The 17,446-nt window shown below is 68.2% G+C and carries 17 protein-coding genes; 6 read left to right on the top strand and 11 right to left on the bottom strand.

The genetic code is table 11. The features are described from left to right. Positions 1-49 precede the first annotated feature (49 nt). A complete protein-coding gene (locus FDK12_RS08160) occupies positions 50-370 on the top strand; it encodes a putative quinol monooxygenase (protein ID WP_137369110.1) in 321 nt (106 codons plus the stop codon). Here FDK12_RS08160 and FDK12_RS08155 read toward each other — a convergent pair. Both FDK12_RS08155 and FDK12_RS08150 read right to left on the bottom strand, forming a co-directional pair. Further along, a complete protein-coding gene (locus tag FDK12_RS08155) occupies positions 367-915 on the bottom strand; it encodes a GNAT family N-acetyltransferase (RefSeq protein WP_137369109.1) in 549 nt (182 codons plus the stop codon). The two genes, FDK12_RS08160 and FDK12_RS08155, sit on opposite strands and share 4 nt — an antisense overlap. A 95-nt stretch (positions 916-1,010) precedes the next feature. After that, positions 1,011-2,810 carry a bifunctional metallophosphatase/5'-nucleotidase gene (locus FDK12_RS08150; RefSeq protein WP_137369108.1) on the bottom strand — a complete coding sequence of 600 codons (1,800 nt, stop codon included), beginning with the start codon at positions 2,808-2,810 and terminating at the stop codon, positions 1,011-1,013. A 161-nt stretch (positions 2,811-2,971) separates the two neighbouring features. Between FDK12_RS08150 and FDK12_RS08145 the strand changes: the two genes are divergently transcribed. Beyond that, positions 2,972-3,961, top strand: coding sequence for an alpha/beta hydrolase (locus tag FDK12_RS08145; RefSeq protein ID WP_223263168.1), 990 nt, complete (start codon positions 2,972-2,974; stop codon positions 3,959-3,961). Positions 3,962-4,036: 75 nt separating this feature from the next. After that, the gene (locus FDK12_RS08140) at positions 4,037-4,426 is read left to right on the top strand and encodes a tautomerase family protein (RefSeq protein WP_137369107.1); all 390 of its coding nucleotides are present in this window, start codon (positions 4,037-4,039) and stop codon (positions 4,424-4,426) included. A gap of 53 nt (positions 4,427-4,479) precedes the next feature. On the opposite strand, the gene FDK12_RS08135 is transcribed toward FDK12_RS08140, so the two are convergent. The 6 genes from FDK12_RS08135 to FDK12_RS08110 all read right to left on the bottom strand — a co-directional run bounded on the left by FDK12_RS08135 (position 4,480) and on the right by FDK12_RS08110 (position 9,724). Further along, positions 4,480-4,866: a hypothetical protein gene (locus FDK12_RS08135; protein ID WP_137369106.1), complete on the bottom strand. Its 387-nt coding sequence runs from the start codon at positions 4,864-4,866 to the stop codon at positions 4,480-4,482. A 207-nt stretch (positions 4,867-5,073) separates the two neighbouring features. Continuing rightward, positions 5,074-5,946 (bottom strand): SDR family NAD(P)-dependent oxidoreductase, encoded by an 873-nt coding sequence (locus tag FDK12_RS08130; protein ID WP_137369105.1) that lies wholly within the window; start codon positions 5,944-5,946, stop codon positions 5,074-5,076. Beyond that, positions 5,943-7,460, bottom strand: a complete 1,518-nt coding sequence (locus FDK12_RS08125; RefSeq protein ID WP_137369104.1) for a flavin-containing monooxygenase — start codon at positions 7,458-7,460, stop codon at positions 5,943-5,945. The genes FDK12_RS08130 and FDK12_RS08125 overlap by 4 nt, the downstream gene beginning before the upstream one ends. A 175-nt stretch (positions 7,461-7,635) precedes the next feature. Then, positions 7,636-8,376, bottom strand: a complete 741-nt coding sequence (locus FDK12_RS08120; protein WP_137369103.1) for a hypothetical protein — start codon at positions 8,374-8,376, stop codon at positions 7,636-7,638. Further along, positions 8,373-9,299, bottom strand: coding sequence for an ABC transporter ATP-binding protein (locus FDK12_RS08115; protein ID WP_137369102.1), 927 nt, complete (start codon positions 9,297-9,299; stop codon positions 8,373-8,375). The genes FDK12_RS08120 and FDK12_RS08115 overlap by 4 nt, the downstream gene beginning before the upstream one ends. Beyond that, positions 9,296-9,724, bottom strand: coding sequence for a GntR family transcriptional regulator (locus tag FDK12_RS08110; protein ID WP_137369101.1), 429 nt, complete (start codon positions 9,722-9,724; stop codon positions 9,296-9,298). The genes FDK12_RS08115 and FDK12_RS08110 overlap by 4 nt, the downstream gene beginning before the upstream one ends. A 97-nt stretch (positions 9,725-9,821) precedes the next feature. Between FDK12_RS08110 and FDK12_RS08105 the strand changes: the two genes are divergently transcribed. Both FDK12_RS08105 and FDK12_RS08100 read left to right on the top strand, forming a co-directional pair. Continuing rightward, positions 9,822-9,992 (top strand): WYL domain-containing protein, encoded by a 171-nt coding sequence (locus FDK12_RS08105; protein WP_137369100.1) that lies wholly within the window; start codon positions 9,822-9,824, stop codon positions 9,990-9,992. Positions 9,993-10,057: 65 nt separating this feature from the next. Beyond that, positions 10,058-11,038, top strand: coding sequence for a LacI family DNA-binding transcriptional regulator (locus FDK12_RS08100; RefSeq protein ID WP_223263167.1), 981 nt, complete (start codon positions 10,058-10,060; stop codon positions 11,036-11,038). A 148-nt stretch (positions 11,039-11,186) separates the two neighbouring features. On the opposite strand, the gene FDK12_RS08095 is transcribed toward FDK12_RS08100, so the two are convergent. After that, the gene (locus FDK12_RS08095; RefSeq protein WP_137369098.1) at positions 11,187-13,082 is read right to left on the bottom strand and encodes an adenylyl cyclase; all 1,896 of its coding nucleotides are present in this window, start codon (positions 13,080-13,082) and stop codon (positions 11,187-11,189) included. 227 nt (positions 13,083-13,309) lie between these two features. On the opposite strand from FDK12_RS08095, the gene FDK12_RS08090 reads away from it, so the two are divergent. Next, positions 13,310-13,621 (top strand): DUF6457 domain-containing protein, encoded by a 312-nt coding sequence (locus FDK12_RS08090; protein ID WP_137369097.1) that lies wholly within the window; start codon positions 13,310-13,312, stop codon positions 13,619-13,621. 10 nt (positions 13,622-13,631) lie between these two features. Here FDK12_RS08090 and FDK12_RS08085 read toward each other — a convergent pair whose 3' ends face one another. Both FDK12_RS08085 and FDK12_RS08080 read right to left on the bottom strand, forming a co-directional pair. Next, complete coding sequence (locus FDK12_RS08085; RefSeq protein ID WP_137369096.1) at positions 13,632-14,882, bottom strand: MFS transporter; 1,251 nt, start codon at positions 14,880-14,882, stop codon at positions 13,632-13,634. Positions 14,883-15,020: 138 nt separating this feature from the next. Continuing rightward, positions 15,021-17,438 (bottom strand): FdhF/YdeP family oxidoreductase, encoded by a 2,418-nt coding sequence (locus FDK12_RS08080; RefSeq protein ID WP_137369095.1) that lies wholly within the window; start codon positions 17,436-17,438, stop codon positions 15,021-15,023. Positions 17,439-17,446 lie beyond the last annotated feature (8 nt).

The following is a 17,446-nucleotide window of genomic DNA, read 5'->3' as shown; positions in this document are numbered from 1 at the left end:
TAGGTTGGGAACGTACCCAAGCGCAGCATGCAACGAAAGGCACCATCCCATGATCTTCATCGTCGTCAAGTTCAACGTGAAGCCCGAGTGGAGCGACCGCTGGATCGACCTGACGCGGGACTTCACCGAGGCGACGCGCCAGGAGCCGGGGAACCTCTGGTTCGATTGGTCGCGCAGCGTCGAGGACCCCAACCGCTTCGTGCTCGTCGAGGCGTTCCAGGACGACGCCGCGGAGGCCCACGTGAACAGCGCCCACTTCTCGAAGGCTATGCAGGACATGCCGCAGGCGCTCGTCGAGACCCCGGAGATCATCAGCGAGCGCATCAGCGCCGAGGGCTGGGGCCGGATGGGCGAATTGTCGGTCGGCTAGGTCGCCGCGCGCACCGGAAGGGGTCGCTCGAGGATGAAATCGTCCTCGAAGCGGTCGCCGAGACGGAAGCGCTTCGCCCCCACCCTGCGGAAGCCGCTCTTGCTGTAGAAGCGGATGGCTCGGGTGTTCTCCTGGTTGACCCCGAGCCAGACGCCGGGCAGCCCGGACCGGCCCGCGAGTTCCAGGGTCCGCTGCATCAGGGCGGCAGCGGCTCCCCGGCCGTGGTGATCGGGATGGACGTAGAACTTGCTGAGTTCGACGGCAGGCGTGATGGACAGCGCAGCCAGCACGTCCGCGTCCGAGGGCTGGTCAAGGACGATCATGCTGTACCCCATGATCCTCCCGCCGTCGCGGATGCACAGGATCGTGTGGCCCGGGGCGCTGATCCAGGCGACGAACCGCTCGGCCGAAAGCTCCGTCTCGAGGTGGTGCTGGATATCCGCGGGCAGTGAGTCCGGAGGGCAGGCCAGCGGAAAGGTGACGGCCGCGCAGGCGGCCAGTGCGACGGCGTCGGTGGCCGACGCCGTCGAGATGTCGATCGTCATGAATCCAATCTAGGACGAACAGCAGCAGGGCGCCGACCGTAGGGTTCGCGCCCTGCTGCTGTCACTCCCGGGTCTGCCCCGAGGAGGGCTACCGCTTACCCGAAGACGGGCTCGCCGTTGCGGGTGAGCTGCCAGTTCTCCTCGAAGAACGTCGCCGGGTCGATCGTGCCTTCCGCGATCAGGTAGTCGATCAGCAGCTGACGGATCTCCGTGGTCTGGTTGACGAGCACCGGAGCGGTGGCGATGTGCGGGAAGTTGCCGCCGCCTGACTGGCGGTAGTTGTTCGTGGCCACCGCGAAACGCTGAGCAGTGTCGATCGGTGCTCCGTTGTAGCTCAGGTTCGTGATGCGCTGGCCCACCGGCTTGCTGATGTCGATGTCGTAGGAGACGCCGGACATCATGTCGTAGTTGTAATCGGGCGTCCCCGCGGCGTTGGTGAGTGCCGTGGGGTCCACCGGAGCGCCCGGGGCGCTCTGGTGGAAGTACTTGGCCGAATACTCGAGGTAGTCCTTGACCTGTCCGCCGGTCATCTCGACCCCGAACAGCGTGTTCGGGAAGACGTAGAGGCCGGCCATGTCGCGGATGGTCACGGGACCCTGCGGGATGACCGCTGCACGGTTGAACGGAGCCACGATCGACAGGACGGGCAAGTCCGCGTCGGCCGTTCCCTCGAGTGCCCTGTCGACGGCCTCAGCCTGCACCGTGTTGACGAAGTCCATGACGGCAGTGTCACGGATGCGGGACTCGGCAGCGGACATCGTCTCGGTCGCCGTGCCGATCGGGGTGTTCACGTAGTCGATGACGCGCTGGTGCTGCTCGGCCGCGAGCGCGGAGATCTTCGGATCCGCAGCGACGGTATTGGTGTTGAGCAACTCGGAGTTCGCCGAGATGACGTCCCACTGCCCGCGCACCTTCGTCAGCTCGAAGTCCATCACGGACAGCCGCTGGCCCCAGTTCTTGGGCTCGGTGAGGAGCACCTGATCGCCCGTCTGCTTGTTGGTGACGAAGCGCTCCGGGATCTCCTGGTGCTCATGCCCGGCGAGGATCGCGTCGATGCCCGGCACCTGCTCGGCGATCAGCGTGGACGCGTTCTCGACCGGCAGGCCACCGCCGTACGAGGACGTACCGGAGGGGCCCGAGTGCGAACTGACGACCACGACGTCGGCGCCCGCGGCCTTCATCTCCGGGACGTACTTCTGCGCCTGCTCGACCATGCCGAGGAAACGGAGCTCCCCCTCGACGTTGTTCTTGTCCCAGATCGCGCTGCCCGGGGTGGTCAGTCCGAGGATGCCGACGTGGATGGGCTTCTGGCCCTTGAGCTTGACGGTCTTCAGGACGTACGGCGTGAAGGCGTCCGCGCCGGTCTCCCAGTCCTTGGCGTTCGCGCCGAGAAGCGGGAAGTCGAGCTGCTCCTCATAGGTGCGCAGGAGCGGCAGGCCGTAGTTGAACTCGTGGTTGCCGAGCGTGGTCGCGTCGTAACCCATGGCGTTCATGGCGGCGGCCATGGGGTGGGTCTCCCCGGTGTCGGTCACCGACTCCACGTTCGCGTAGTAGTCCGTGAGCGAGGTGCCCTGGATGGTGTCCCCGTTGTCGATCAGCAGGGTCGACTCCTCGCCGCGCTCGGCCCGGACCTGGTTGACGAGGGCGGAGACCTTGGCGAGGCCGACGTCGTTGTGGGCGGCGTCGTCGTACTCCGTGTTGGTGAAGTAGTCCCAGTTCTCGATGTACCCGTGGAGGTCGCTGGTACCCATGACCGTGATGGTGACAGCGTCCTTGGGGCCCTTGCCTCCTCCGGGTGCCGCGCTTGCTGCCGGGGCGAGACCGAGTGCTGCGACGCAGCCGAGCGCGACCGCCGCAGCGACGCGACGGTGCCCCCTGGTGAAACTTTCTGACACGTTGAATCAGCTCCTGTCGTGATGCGGTGGCGCCAGCATACCGGTGACGGGTGACACACTGGTGACGGGGGTCTTGCTGCGGATGAACGATGCCGGCCGGGCCCTCCGCAGGTGCGGTGGCCGGACGAGCGTCCGGCAGGTGAAGGTCTGGGAGGCCCGGAATGACGACCATGGCGGAGCAGCAGGGCACGTATCGGGAGGATGTCCTGGGCCCCGGGTACGAGGCGCGGACCCTGCCGTTGCGCCCGGATGACGAGGGCGATGTCGTCGCGACGCTCGTGCGGAGGAGGGTTCCCGGGGGCTCCCGCCGCGCGGTGCTTTACGTGCACGGCTTCGTCGACTACTTCTTCCAGACTCATCTCGCCGATGCCTGGCACGACGCCGGCTTCGACTTCTACGCCCTCGACCTGAGGAAGTACGGCCGCTCGCTCCTCGAGGACCAGACGCCGAACTACATCACCTCGCTCGAGGACTACGACGAGGAACTCGACGAGGCCGCGCGGATCATCCGGGAGGACGAGCGCCACGAGGTCCTGGTGGTCATGGGGCACTCCACCGGCGGCTTGGTCACCTCCCTGTGGGCGCATCGTCGGCGCGGGCAGGGCATCGTGGACGCACTGGTCCTCAACAGCCCCTGGTTCGACCTGAACGCCAGCCTCTTCCAACGCACCGTCGGCACAGCGGCCGTGCATCGGCTCGGTACGCTCCGGCCCCGCGCCGTCGTCGGGAAGCTCGGGACGGCGTACGGCCGCTACCTGCACCGGGAGGGCGGTGGGGAGTGGGACTACGACCTCGCCTGGAAGCCGCACGGCGGATTTCCCGTCGTCGCCGGCTGGTTGCGTGCCATCCGGCGCGGGCACGCGGAGCTGAACCGTGGCCTCGCCATCGACTGTCCTGTGCTCGTCGCGTGCTCGGACGCCACCTCCGATCCGGCGAAGGAGCCCGGGCGGATCTCGTCCACGGATGTCGTGCTCGACGTCGCGCACATCGCCGGTCGCGCGCCCCGGCTCGGTCGGCTCGTGACACTCGTGCGCATCGCGGGCGGTATCCATGACCTCGCACTCTCGCCCGAGCCCGCCCGGTCGGCGTTCTTCAGCGAGCTCGCCCGCTGGCAGCAGGCCTACGTGCCGGGCGCGGACGGCGAGGCCTGACGGGCTGACAGGCTGACGGGCTGACGGGCAGGCGTGCGATTGCCCCGCTGCGATCAGGGCGGTACGGTGGCCGACATGGCGCAGGTCACCGTCTACGGACACCGGGAATCCGTCGAGCAGCGACGTGATGCGCTTTCCGAGGCAATCCACGGCGCAGTCGTGTCCGCGCTGGCGTACCCGCCCGACAAGCGCTTCCACCGGTTCATCGCGCTCGACGCGTGCGACTTCGTCCACCCGCCGGATCGGGGACGGGACTACACGATCATCGAGATCTCGATGTTCGAGGGCAGGTCGGAGGCAGTCCGGCGGGAGCTGATCCGCGAGCTCTTCGTTCGTATCGAAGCAGGAGCGGGAATCGCGCCCCACAGCGTCGAGATCACGATCACGGAGACACCGAAGGTCAACTGGGGGATCCGGGGCGCCAACGCAGCGGACCTCGCGCTCGGCTACACGGTCGAGCTCTGATCCGTCCGGCGTTTTCCTGGGATGCAGTCTTCGGACGGCGCTGAAGCCGCGGCCTACGGACGACGCCGCGACGTCAATTCGCTTGCGAAGGCGAGTTCCTCGCGGAGCGCCGAGTGAGCAAGGGTGAAGACCCGGCCGTCGGACCGCAGCTGGTCGATCAGGCCCCGCGCAGTGTGCGCATCCCGTGCCCCTGGTTCCAGGAGCATGGCCGCCGTCGCCGCGATGCGTCCCGCGCCTGCCGTCGCTGCCGCGGTCCGCAGCCCCTGGACCGCGCTCCTCCACGCGTGGTCGTCCGAGCCGTCGACCGTGTGCTCGATGAGGAGTATGCGCTCGTCCAGCCGGAAGGTGAAGTCGCTGACGGCAGAAGCCGCACGCTCGAACGAACCGAGGTTGGTCACGAGGCGGGAGAAGGCTGCCCTGTCGAGGATCGGCTGCTGCAACGTCAACTCCCTTCACGACGGCGGGACGAACCGGTGGCCGCCAGCGGCACCAGGGCTGCCGGCGGGTGGGTCCGGTCCACTGGAATCGCCAGTCTCGCGTCCGAAGGTCAAGGCTGTACGGAGTGCGTATCGGGGTTTGCTCAAGATCAGTGCAAGGAGTTGCCGCGGGGTGGGAACGCGGAGCCGGCCCGGCAGGCCCGTGCCGCCCTATGCTCGGGGCGCCTTGCTGCGCCGCCAGGCCTTGCCGGCGAGGCGTGCGAGGTGCACCGCGCGCCGCTCGACGGTGCCGAACGCCATCGGCGCAACGCGGGCGACGACGTCGGGAACCTTGGCGGTCAGCCCGATGAGCAGGCGCGGCCTGCGTGCCCTGACCGCCTCGAGAATGAGGCCGGCCGCTCGGTCGGCGGGAAAGGTGAGCAGTTTGTCGAAGTCCTCCTTCGCCCGTTTCACCTCCGCGTCGCTGAGCTCCCCGCCGATACGGGCATTGAGGGCGATGCTCGTCCGGACACCACCGGGGTGTACCGCGGTGATGCCGATGCCGCGGGGCAGCAGTTCGTTGCGGAGGGACTCCGTGAACCCGCGGAGCGCGAACTTGCTGGACGAGTACGCGGTCTGGCCCCTCGGGCCCACGAGTCCGAATACGCTCGAGACGTTGACGATGTGTCCGCCGGGGCCGATGCTCGGCAGCAGGCTGTGGGTGAGCAGCACCGGTGCGGCGAAGTTGATGGCCATGACCCAGTCGAAATCCGCCATGGTGATCTGGTCGAATCGGCCCGCGAGGGCCACGCCGGCGTTGTTGACCAGGAGGTCGACGGACCCGGTCGCGGCGCGGAGGTCCACGGCAAGGGCCTCGACGGCGTCGCGATTCGATAGATCCGCGACGAAGGTGGAGACCGGGCAGCCGGGGAACGACGAGCGGATGGAGGAGGCGACGGCGTCGAGCCGCCCGGCGTCGCGATCCACGAGGAGGAGCGTGCTGCCGCGTTCCGCGAGACCGCGGGCGAGGTGCTCGCCCATCCCGCCTGCGGCCCCGGTGACGACGGCGGTCGCACCAGCGAACTGGAAAGGGCGAAGGCTCATGCGTGGGTTCCCTGGATCCCCTGGACGGCCGGGGTTCCGACCGGTAGCGGGGGCGTGTCGAACTCCATGTCCTTCGCCAGGTTCCCGAACAGGGCGGCGGGCGCGTCCAGGAGGTAGTTCTGCCGCATGGTCCACGGTTGCCGGTCACCCTGCTTCGGGAAATCGGAGACGGAACGCTGCACGTACCCGGACGTCAGGTCGAGGATCGGGCGCGCTGTCATCCGGCCGCTCGGGGCGGGTGTCCCGTACCGGTGGCCGTGGCGGTCCAGGTGCCTGATCAGGCGGCACACGTAGCGCGAGCTGAGGTCCGCGCGGAGCGTCCACGAGGCGTTGGTGTACCCGACGCAGAGCGCGAGGTTCGGCACGCCGCTGACCATCAGCCCCCGGTACACCCACGCATCACCGAGCTCCACCGGCCGTCCGTCCACGGTGAAGGTCGCCCCTCCGAGGGGGAGCATCGAGAGTCCGGTGGCCGCGACGACGACGTCGGCCTCGAGTTCCCGGCCCGACGCCAGCCGGATGCCGTGCGGCAGGAAGGTCTCGACGGTGTCGGTCACGACCGATGCGGTGCCGGACGTCAGCGCCCTGAAGAAGTCGGCGCTCGGTGCGACGCACAGGCGCTGGTCCCACGGGTTGTACGCGGGGGTGAAGTGCTCGGCCACGAGCTTCTCGTCCCCGAGGATCCGCACGGTCTGGGCGCGGATGAGCTTCTTCGCGAGCTCCGGCCGGCGGCGGCACAGCTGGTAGAAGGCCTGAGTGAACAGGACGTTCTTCGCGCGGGCCATGTGGTGGGCCAGGCCGGCGGGCAGGTGGCGGCGCACGGCGTCTGAGAACCTGTCACGACCCGGCACGGCCGTGATGTAGGTGGGGGAGCGCTGAAGCATGGTCACGTGCGCCGCGTCCTTCGCCATCGACGGCACGAGGGTCACCGCGGTTGCGCCACTGCCGATCACGACCACGCGCTTGCCCGCATAGTCCAGGTGCTCGGGCCAGAATTGGGGGCGGACGATCTCCCCCTCGTACACATCGAGGCCCGGGAAGGACGGCTCGTGCCCGTGCTCGTAGTTGTAGTAGCCGCTGCACAGGTAGAGGAAGCCGCACGTGAGCCGGCGACGCTCGGTGGCGCCGTCGTCGTCCGTCACGTCCAGGTCGAGGGTCCAGCGTGCGTCCTCGGAGGTCCACGCCGCGCTGACCACCCTCGTCCGGAACCGGAGGCGCTCGCGGATGGCCGGGTTCTCGGCCGTCTCGCGGATGTACTGCAGGATCGACGTGCCGTCGGCGATCGCCTTGGCCTCGGTCCAGGGGCGGAACGGGTAGCCGAGGGTGAACATGTCGCTGTCGGAGCGGACACCGGGGTAGCGGAACAGGTCCCACGTCCCACCGATCGCAGAGCGGGACTCCAGGACGGCGAAGCTCTTGCCGGGCAGTTCCGTCGCGACACGGTGTGCGGCGCCGATGCCGGAGAGGCCTGCGCCCACGATGACGACGTCGAGGTGTTCGGTGCTGAAATCCATGCCTCCATTATTCGGGCTCCTCAGGGAAGGCCTGGCTCCGCTCGACGGCTCCCCGGTCCTGGACGGCTCGAGGTCCGTCATCCGACCGGTCGGCGCGGGCGGTCGGGGCGCCTTCCCGTGGTCCTGATCGACCACACCCGGGTGGGGTCGGTCAGCAGGTCGTCGCCCCGGACCGTTACGCGGGCATCGTGCGCAGGGTGAGGTAGGAACCGGCCGCGAGGAGCGCGCTGACGAGGACGGTCCACAGTGTCAGGCCGAGGGAGCCCGTGTCGATGAACCAACGCCACACGTCCGACCATGCCTGCTGCCGGGTCACGAGCGCGGCGAGTCCGACGAGTACCAGGCCGATGCCGAGCAGGACCATCACGAGTCGTGCCGTGCCGAACCGCTTGAAGATCGTGGCGGACCAGAAGCCGATGATGAAGAAGAACATCGTCAGCACGAAGTACGTCAGGCCCGCTGCTAGTGGCCCTGCTTCCCACACCCATTCGAGGTAGGCGAAGTATCCGTTCATGCCGTACCCGTCGGTCGCTCGCTCGAGCAGTCCGAGCAGCACGAAGACGACCGCCATTCCGAGGCCGCTGACCCCGGCCGCCGCGAGGGAGCCGATGTAGAACTCGCGGCGCGTGAGGCTCATCGCCTGCGAGAAGGGGAAGGTCATGGTCATGGCCTGGATGCCGACGGCGAGGAAGTACCACAGTGGGGCCTGGGAGCCGCCGCCGATCTTGACGTCGTCGACACCGGCGCCCTGAAGGATCCAGTAGATGAGCATCGTGACGACCCACGCGCCACCGAGTACGAGGGCGGGTACCCAGATGAACGTCTGGGTATTCACGAACTGCAGGCGCACGACGTTGAGAGTGCGGCTGTGTGAGGCAGCAGGGCGGGTGACGTTGCCGGAATCGAGGGCGGTCATCGGGAAACTCCTTCCTGGGTGACGTCCGATGCGGCGAGGGCGTCGTGGCGAGGTGTGCGCTGCTGCGTGCGGCGCACGATGAGTTGTTGCAGTGACACGGGTGCCAGATCGAGTCCTGCCGCGGTCAGCGCGGCCCGCTCGGCGTCCTCGAGCCGCCCGAGGAACGTGATCGACGCGACGCGGCCGAGGCTCTCCCGGTGGATGACTTCACGCCCGTCGAGAGCTCGTTCGATCGCCGCGGCATCACCGACCACGTTCGTGGCCTGCTCCCGGGCGTCATCGGTGGATTCGTCCATGATGATCCGGCCCGCGTCGATGACGAGCACGCGCTCGATGAGGTTCGAGACTTCATCGATGAGGTGGCTCGAGAGCAGGACCGTCCGTGGGTGCTCGGCGTAGTCAGCCAGCAATCGGTCGTAGAAGATCTGCCGCGCCACGGCGTCGAGGCCGAGGTACGGCTCGTCGAAGAACGTGATCTCCGCGCGGGAGGCGAGGCCGATGATGACGCCGACGGCGGAGAGTTGCCCGCGCGAGAGCTTCTTGATCGTGCGCTTGAGCGGCAGTTGGAACTCGTCGATCAGCTCGTCGGCGAGTTCCTGGTCCCACCGCGGGAAGAACAGTCGCGCGGAAGCGAAAGCGTGGCGCGGCGTGGCGTCGTCCGGGTACTTCTGGCTCTCGCGCACGAAGCACATGCGGCTCAGGACGCGAGCGTTCTCGTAGGGATTCTCCCCGAAGACGCGAACCTCCCCGCTCGTCGGAAGATTCTGCGCCGTGAGAATCGACATCGCAGTCGTCTTGCCGGCTCCGTTGCGCCCCAGGAAACCGTAGATAGTGTCCTTCTGGATGTCGAAACTGACGTTGTCGAGGGCGAGCGTGTCCTTGTAGCGTTTCGTGAGGTTCCGGACCTCGATGACAGGGTTCATGATGTCCTTCGGTCTGACGGTTCTAGGGTTGGCAGTGTCGTCGGTGTTGGCAGTGTCGTCGGTGTCGTCGGTCCGGCGCTGACACGAATGAGGTCGGCCACGTCATCCGGTCCGAGCCCGATCTTGCGCGCCTCGGCCAGCAGGGGCTGTACGTAACGCAGGGCGAAGACGTTGCGACGCTCGCTGAGGAGTAGATCGCGGGCACCTGGAGAGACGAACATGCCGATGCCCCGGCGCTTGTAGAGCACGCCCTTGTCGACGAGCATGTTCACCCCCTTCGCCGCGGTGGCAGGGTTGATGCGGAAGAAGGCAGCGAGCTCGTTCGTCGACGGAGCCTGCGCCTCTTCGGCGATGCTTCCGTCGACGATCGAGTCCTCGACCTGTTCCGCGATCTGCACGAACAGGGGCTTGCCTTCTTCGATCACGATGCGCTCCTGCCCAATTGGTTAGTTACCCAACTAATGAACCATTAAGCCACGTCGGGGTCAAGAGCCCGCCCCGCTGTCGTGGGGAAGTTCAGTCGTGACACCGCGCGCCTGCATCGTGGACGCGGGAGCGGGCAGCTACGAATCCATCGCCCGGTGGTTGCTGCTCACCGGACGGGACATCACCGTCATCGCACCACCGGCACTGGCACAGGCCTTCCGCGAGGTTGCGGACCAGGCAGCGAGGACAGTGTGCCGCGGCCGCTGAGCCGCCGTCGTCGTGCCCGTCCTACACTGACAGTCACGACGTACTGGCCGGAAGGGTGATCGGTGGTGGGAATCACGAGCGCTGACGTGGCGCGGGAGAGCGGTGTCTCGCGCACCACCGTCAGCTATGTGCTCACCGGGCGCGAGGGCGTGAATATCTCGGAAGAGACCCGACAGCGGGTGCGGGACACCGCCGTGCGGCTCGGCTACGCGCCGTCAGCGGCTGCCCGCGCCCTGCGGACCGGCCGCAGCGATCTGGTGTTGTGCATCCTGCCGGACTGGCCGGTCGGCCCCGTGATCGAGACGCTGCTGGACGAGCTCGCGGATGAGTTGTCAGGCCGTGGCCTGTCCGTCCTCGTGCATCACGGCAGGGGCAGCCGCCCCCTCACCGATCTGTGGCGGGCCGTGACACCCAGGGCCGTGATCGGGTTCGCGCCGTTCGACGAGGGCGATCTCCTCGCCATGCGCCAGGCCGGCATCCAGGTGCTCGGGACCCTCGGCGAGGAACACCAGCCGGACCCCGCCCTGCCGGCGGAGAGCCAGCTGGAGATCGGCGCCCTGCAGGTGGGGCGTCTCGCTGAGCGCGAGCCGGCGCGGATCGGGTACGCCTGGCCCACCGATCCGCGGCTCGAGGTGTTCGCGCGCGACCGACTCCTCGGCGTCGAGCGCGCCTGCACCGAGCTCGGTCTTGCCGCACCGGTCGTGCTACCTGTCGCCCTCGACGCTCACGCCGCAGCAGCCCGCGTACGCGAGTGGCGCGGCCAGGGGGTCACCGCCGTCGCCGCCTACAACGACGACGTCGCGCTCGCGGTCCTGGCGGGGATACGGTCAGAGGGCCTCTCCTGCCCGGACGACTGCGCCGTGGTGGGCGTGGACGACGTGCCTGCCGCACGGCTCGCGGCGCCTCCGCTCACGACGGTCTCCCAGTCGATCGAGGTGCAGGCCCGCTACCTCGCCTCGCTCGTGCTGGCGGATCTCGATGACTCCATGGTGAAGCCCGAGCACCCCGGCCACGGACTGCGCCTGGTGGAGCGGGACTCGGCCTGACGCCGAGGCCCGGCAGGCGGGTCACGCACGTCGGTAAGCCGAGCTCATGTACCGCCATCGATCGGGAGAGCAGGCAGCCGCAGCGCCCTCGAGCACAGGAAGGGGCCGGAGCGCGGCCCCGACCCCTTCCCGGCCTTGCTGCCGACGCCTACGGGTAGCGCACCACGTAGCTCGGCGTCCCGGTGTTCGCGTTGCTGACGGGAGCACCGGTGTCGTTCACCACGTGATCGATCGTGCCGGCACCGAGATTGACCGTCAGTAGGTGGTTCAGCACGACGCCAGGTGTGTTCGGCACCTCGAAGCCACGCGTGGCGTGGATGCTCGGATCCACGTTGGTGAAGACGTACGAGCCACCGCCCCATAGCGTATGGTTCCGCACGTGGTCGGCCACTTTGTAGCCGGCCCAGCCGAGGACGCCGTCGTGCTGCCATGCCGCCTGGTTGGGCGGGTCGTAGGGGAGTTCGTTCTGGAAGAAGACCGTGCGGCCGTTCTCGCCGTTCCAGATGACGTTGTACTCCTGGTAGTGCTCGACGAACAGGCCCGTGGCCGTCACGTCGTCGCCGTTCACGATCACGCCGTTACGCCCGGTGCTGACATCCCAGCCGAATGAGCCCGGGTTGCCGTGGTCGGCACGCCAGACCCAGGTGTGGTCGATCAGGACGTCGTCGCTGTTGATCTCGAGGCTGACGTCGGCCTTGCCCACGTGCGGGCCGCCGATCCGGAAGTAGACGTCGCTCAGCGTCGTCGGGTTCGCGGGGTTGTTGTGCTTGGCCCCGTTGTTCCCGTTCTTCGTCCCGACCTGCAGCAGGACGGGCGAGTTGACGGTGCCGCCGTCGATCGTGACGCCCGCGACGACGACGCCGGGCACGTCGGCCACGCGCATCGGCGTCGCACCGTCCACCGCCGTCAGGGTCGCATGGCCGAGCCCGAGCACCACGGTGTCGGCACGCTTCACGGCGATGGTCTGGGCGATGTCGTACACGCCGGGCGTGAGGAGGAGGTGCTTGCCGCGGGCCAGCGCGTTGTTGATGGCCTGCACGGAATCACCCGGGCGTGCCACGAAGAACTCGGACAGCGGGATGGTGCGCCCCGCCGTCGTGCCCGCCTCCCACGAGACGCCGCGCGAGTTCACCTGGGCTGCAGGCACGCGCACGCTGTACGAACCGCCAGCGTCGGCGAACAGGTACGGCTTCTCCCGGCTGACCGGTGTCTGGTCGAGCGTGGTGTAGGGGGGAGCGGGGAACGTGTCATCCTCGGGAGCGCCCTCGGTGCCGGAGAAGACGGCGTTCCAGACGCCGTTGGACCAGCTGCCGATCTCGCTGTTGCGGGTCAGCCACTGCTGCTGCGACCCGTTGACGATCGTGCCCGCCTTCGAGTCGGCGAGGTAGCCACCGCTCGCGAAATGCGGCCCGGCGGTGCAGTAGTCCATGAGCGAGAGGGTTCCGCCGGTGACGTTGACGCGTCGGAGGGACACGGCCTGCGACACGGCCCAGAAGTTCGCTCCCGCCCGGCAGGCGTCCTGGCCGGCGCCGTTGACCTTCAGGGTCAGGTTCGAGAGGGTCCGCCAGAAATTGTTGAGCGCGATGCAGTTGGCGGTGCCGTTGTTCTCGAGGCACCGGTTGTAGACCTCGATCTTCCCGTTGATGGTTACATCGGAAGGCGACGCGCCGAGGCCGGAGACCTCGGTGTAGTAGCCGACCTTGATCTGGAGGGGTTCGGCATCCGTGCCGTAGGTGCCCGGCAGGAACAGGAGGGCCTCGCGCTCGGTACCCATCTCGTTGTCGATCTGCCGGGCATTCACCTCGTCGACCGCGGCCTGGATCTCACTCACCGGCATGCTCGGGTCGAAGATCGTCACGTTGGGGCCGAAGTCGGCCGTAGAGGAGGAGGGTGCCTTCTTCGTGGCGACGGGCGCGGTGCCCGCCGGGGCCACGGGAGGTGCTGCGAGGGCTGATACTCCCGAGCCGGTGGCCAGGAGCATCGTGACGCCGAGTGCTGCCGCCATGCGGGCGCGTCCGATCGGCGCGAGGTGGGGGATGGTCATGCTGAACGGTTCCTCTCCGTCGAGGTGGTCCTGCTACGATCGCTTGGTGAATCGTGTCACCAAGCCGTGAAGGAATTACATCCCCCGAGCGGGACGAAGTCAAGGAGAGCCGAGGAACTACATTCATCACCCCGCTCTTGAAGGCCAACCGGGCCGGTGGTAGAGCTTGGAGCAGCGTTGCCGGCACGGCCGGCAGCCAGGAACTGCACCCAACCGGAGGAGACACCATGGCAACGCCCGACGACGAAGAGCGCGCCCTCAGCGAGTGGAGCCGGACGCTGGCCCAGGCGCTGCAGATCCTCGACCTCGAGGTCGACCACCCGAGGATCGTCGAGCTTGCAGCACGCTCCTCCTACCTCTCGCCGCATGCCGGAGCCATCAGTGCCTTCATGGTCGGCTACGCCGCGGGCACCGTCACGACCGACGGCCGCGAGGAGACGAGCGCCGCTGTCGAGAAGGCGGCCAACACCGCGCTGACGGTCATCGCGAAGGACGAGGAGACCAGGGAGGAAAAGGGCTGGACGGGCTCGGCCCAGTAGGTTCCTGTCCTCAGACGGCCACGCGCGCGTGCCTCCGCGCTCCCGACAGGCGCGCCACGGTCCACAGCAGCACGACGGCGACGGGCACCGCTGTCACCAGGCCGAGGCCCGGGTAGCCCAGCAGCACGAGCGCCGGGCCGGCGAGCGCGCCGCCAAGGGCGCCTGCGAGGTTCATGACGAGGTCCGAGGACCCCTGCACGGGCGCGCGCTCGCCGACGTCGACCGCTCCGGCGAGGAGCGCCGAGGCGGAGACGATGACGGCCGACCAACCGAGGCCGAGGAGGATCAGGCTCACCGTCACCCACGCTTCGGATTCCGAGCCACGCCAGGCTGTGAGCAGTGCCGCGAGCAGCAGCACTTCCCCGACCAGGATGCCCTGGGTCCTTCCCGCGCGGTCGGCGATCCACCCGAAGACCGGTGAGAGTGCGTACATCCCGGCCACGTGCAGGCTGATGGTCAGACCTACGACCGTGAGCCCGGCCCCGTGATCGTGCAGGTGCACCGGCGTCATTGACATCACGGCCACCATTGCCCCGTGACTGACCGCGATGCTCACGACGGCGAAGCGCGCAGCCGGAGTGCGGGCGAGGATGGTCAGCCCGCGCCGCTTCTGTGGAGGGGCACTGCCTGCCGGATGAGCGGCGGCCTGATGCCGCAGGGCGGTCAGCAGCGGGTCCGGGCGCAGACCCAGGAGATACACGGCGGCGGCCGCGGCCTGAGCCGCGGCCGAGAACACGAAGCCTCCGCTGAGCGGCGGGATGCCCAGGAACCCGGCCACGACCTCGCCGGGCTCGAAGAGGTTCGGGCCGAGAACGGCGCCCACCGTGGTGGACCACACGACGACGGCGAGGCTGCGTCCGCGGGTCGCGTCCGTTGCGAGGTCGGTGGCTGCGAACCGGGCCTGCAGCCCGGTGGCGGACCCGGCGCCGAGGAGTACCAGGGCGACGAGCAGGAGTGGGAAGAGCGCCAGCGACGCCGCCGTGATGGCGAGCAGCGCACCGCAACCGGCGAGAAGTGCGCCCGTCGCGAGAGAGATACTGCGTCCCCTCCGCCGTGCCAAGGACGCGAGGGGGACTGCGGCTGCGGCCGCGCCGAGCGTCGCCATCGTGGCAGCCATGCCGGACCACGCGCTCGAGCCCGAGGTCTCGGCAGCGAGCAGCGCGCCCAGCGACAGTGTCGCCCCCGCACCGACGCCGCCCAGGACCTGGGCGACGACGAGGACCCGGATGACACGACGCTGCTGATCCTGTTGCTGATCCATCCGATCCGCCCCTCGTGGTCGCTGTGACCGGAGCAGTCTACCGGGGCTCCTCACCGGGCCGACGGCGCACGAGCCGGCGCCCGAGCGCACGGGCACCGGCCGTCCGGGGCCCGGCTCCGCGGCCCGCGGGCGCGAGCATCAGGCGTTCGCCGCCTCCGCTTCCTTCGCCGGTGCCCCGGTGGTCGCGGTCGGGAAGCCGTCCGCTTCTGCGTCCGGCGCGGGGGCGGTCGCTGCGGAGTCGTGTTCGGCGGGCGCGGCATGCGAGCTCGGTTCGAACCGGACGATGATCTGCTTCGACGTGGGTGTGTTGCTGCCCTGCGCCACATGGTCCAGCGGGACGAGGACGTTCGCCTCAGGGTAGTAGGAGGCGGCGCAGCCCCGCGCGGTCGGGTACGAGACGACGCGGTAGGCCCGGAGCACGCGCTGCACGCCGTCGTCGTGCACGCCGTGGATGTCCACGTTCTGGCCGTCCTTGAGCCCCAGCTCTGCGATGTCCTCCGGGTTGATGAACACGACGTGCCGGCCCTTCTTGATGCCGCGGTAGCGGTCGTTGTTGCCGTAGATCGTGGTGTTCCACTGGTCGTGGGCGCGCAGCGACTGCAGGATCAGCGTGCCCTCGGGGCGCTCGAGGTACTCGAGGTCATTGACTGTGAGGACGGCCTTGCCCGTCGGCGTGTTGAAGGTGCGGGAATCACGCGGACCGTTCGCGAGAATGAATCCGCCTTCCTGGCGGATCCTCCGGTTGTAGTCCTGGCAGCCCTCGACCACGCGCGAGATGTGCTCGCGGATGAGGTCGTAGTCCTTCTCGAAGCCCTCCCAGTCGGCATCGATCCTGCCGTCGATCGTCGCGCGGGCGAGTCTGCTGATGATCGCGGGCTCGGAGAGCAGGTTCTCGGACACGGGCTCCACGCTGCCCCAGGAGGGATGCACCGCGCACACGGTGTCCTCGACGGAGACGAACTGCTCGCCCGTCGCCTGGCGGTCGATCTCGGTGCGGCCCTTGCAGGGGAGGATCAGCGCCTCGTCGCCCGTGATGAGGTGGGAGCGGTTGAGCTTGATGGAGATCTGCACGGTCATGTCGGTGTTCTCGAAAGCCTTCTCCGCCACCTGGGTGTCGGAGATGGCCGCGACGAGGTTCCCGCCGAGTGCCACGAGCACCTTGACCTTGCCGTCCCGCATCCGCCGGATGGATTCGACGGCGTCTGCTCCGTGTTCGCGAGGTGGCTCGAAGTTGAACTCCTTGCCGAGGGCGTCCATGAACGTGGGTGGCATCTGCTCCCAGATGCCCATGGTGCGGTCACCTTGGACGTTGCTGTGGCCGCGGATGGGGGAGGCGCCGGCCCCGGGCTTGCCGATGTTGCCGCGCAGCAGCAGGAGGTTGATCATCTCCTTGATAGTGGCGACACCTTTCTTCTGCTGCGTGATGCCCATGGCCCAGGTGATGATCACCTTGTCCGCCGCGAGGTAGCGTGCCGCGAGTTCGTCGATCTCCTCGGTGCGCAGCCCGGTGGCCTCGAGGACGGTCTGGTCATCGAGCGTCAGGAGGTACTCCCGCAGCTCGTCGAGGCCCTCGCAGTGCTCTTCGAGGAACGCGTGGTCGAGCACCGTGCCGGGGTTCTTCGCCTCGGCCTCGAAGACGCGCTTGGACACCGCCTGCAGGAGGGCCATGTCCCCGCCGAGCCGGATCTGGAGGAACTGGTCCGCGATCTCGGTGCCCTTTCCGAGCACGCCCCGGACGAGCTGGGGGTTCTTGTAGCGCTTGAGGGCAGCCTCCGGAAGTGGATTCACGGCGACGATCTGTCCGCCGTTGCGCTTGCACGCCTCGAGCTCGGTGAGCATGCGGGGATGGTTGGTGCCCGGGTTCTGGCCCATGACGATGATGAGGTCCGCGTGGGCATAGTCGTCGAACGTGACGGTCGCCTTGCCGATGCCGATCGTCTGGCCCATGGCCCAGCCGGAGGATTCGTGGCACATGTTGGAGCAGTCGGGCAGGTTGTTGGTGCCGAAACCGCGAGCGAACAACTGGTACAGGAACGCCGCTTCGTTGGACGTGCGGCCGCTTGTGTAGAACGCTGCCTCGTCCGGCGAGTCCAGGCTCTTCAGCTTGTTGCCGACGATCTCGAAGGCCTCGTCCCAGCTCACTGGTCGGTAGTGATCCTCGCCGGCGGGCTTGTAGACGGGTTCGACGAGGCGTCCCTGCATGCCGAGCCAGTACTCGGAGCGCTCGCGGAGGACGCTGATCGAGTGCTCCGCCCAGAACTCGGAGGAGATGACGACGGGAGTCGCCTCCCAGGTGACGGCCTTGGCACCGTTCTCGCAGAACTCGAACGTCTTCCGCTTGTCCGGATCGGGCCAGGCGCAGCTCGGGCAGTCGAAGCCGTCCTTGTGGTTCATCTTGAGCACGGTCTTGAGGGTCCGCTCGACACCCATGTGCTCGATGGCGGGCTTCATGGAGTAGTAGACGCCGGGAAGGCCTGCTGCCCAGTCCTTCGGGCGTTTCTCGACCTTGAGGTCGTTCTCGTCGACTTCCTCTACACGGGGTTCCTTGCGCGTCATGGCGAACG

It is taken from the genome of Arthrobacter sp. NamB2 (genome assembly GCF_005281365.1).
In the GTDB taxonomy this organism is placed as follows: Bacteria; Actinomycetota; Actinomycetes; order Actinomycetales; family Micrococcaceae; genus Arthrobacter_D.
The sequence above is the reverse complement of the archived record's forward strand: the minus strand, read 5'-3'. Positions and strand labels throughout refer to the sequence as shown.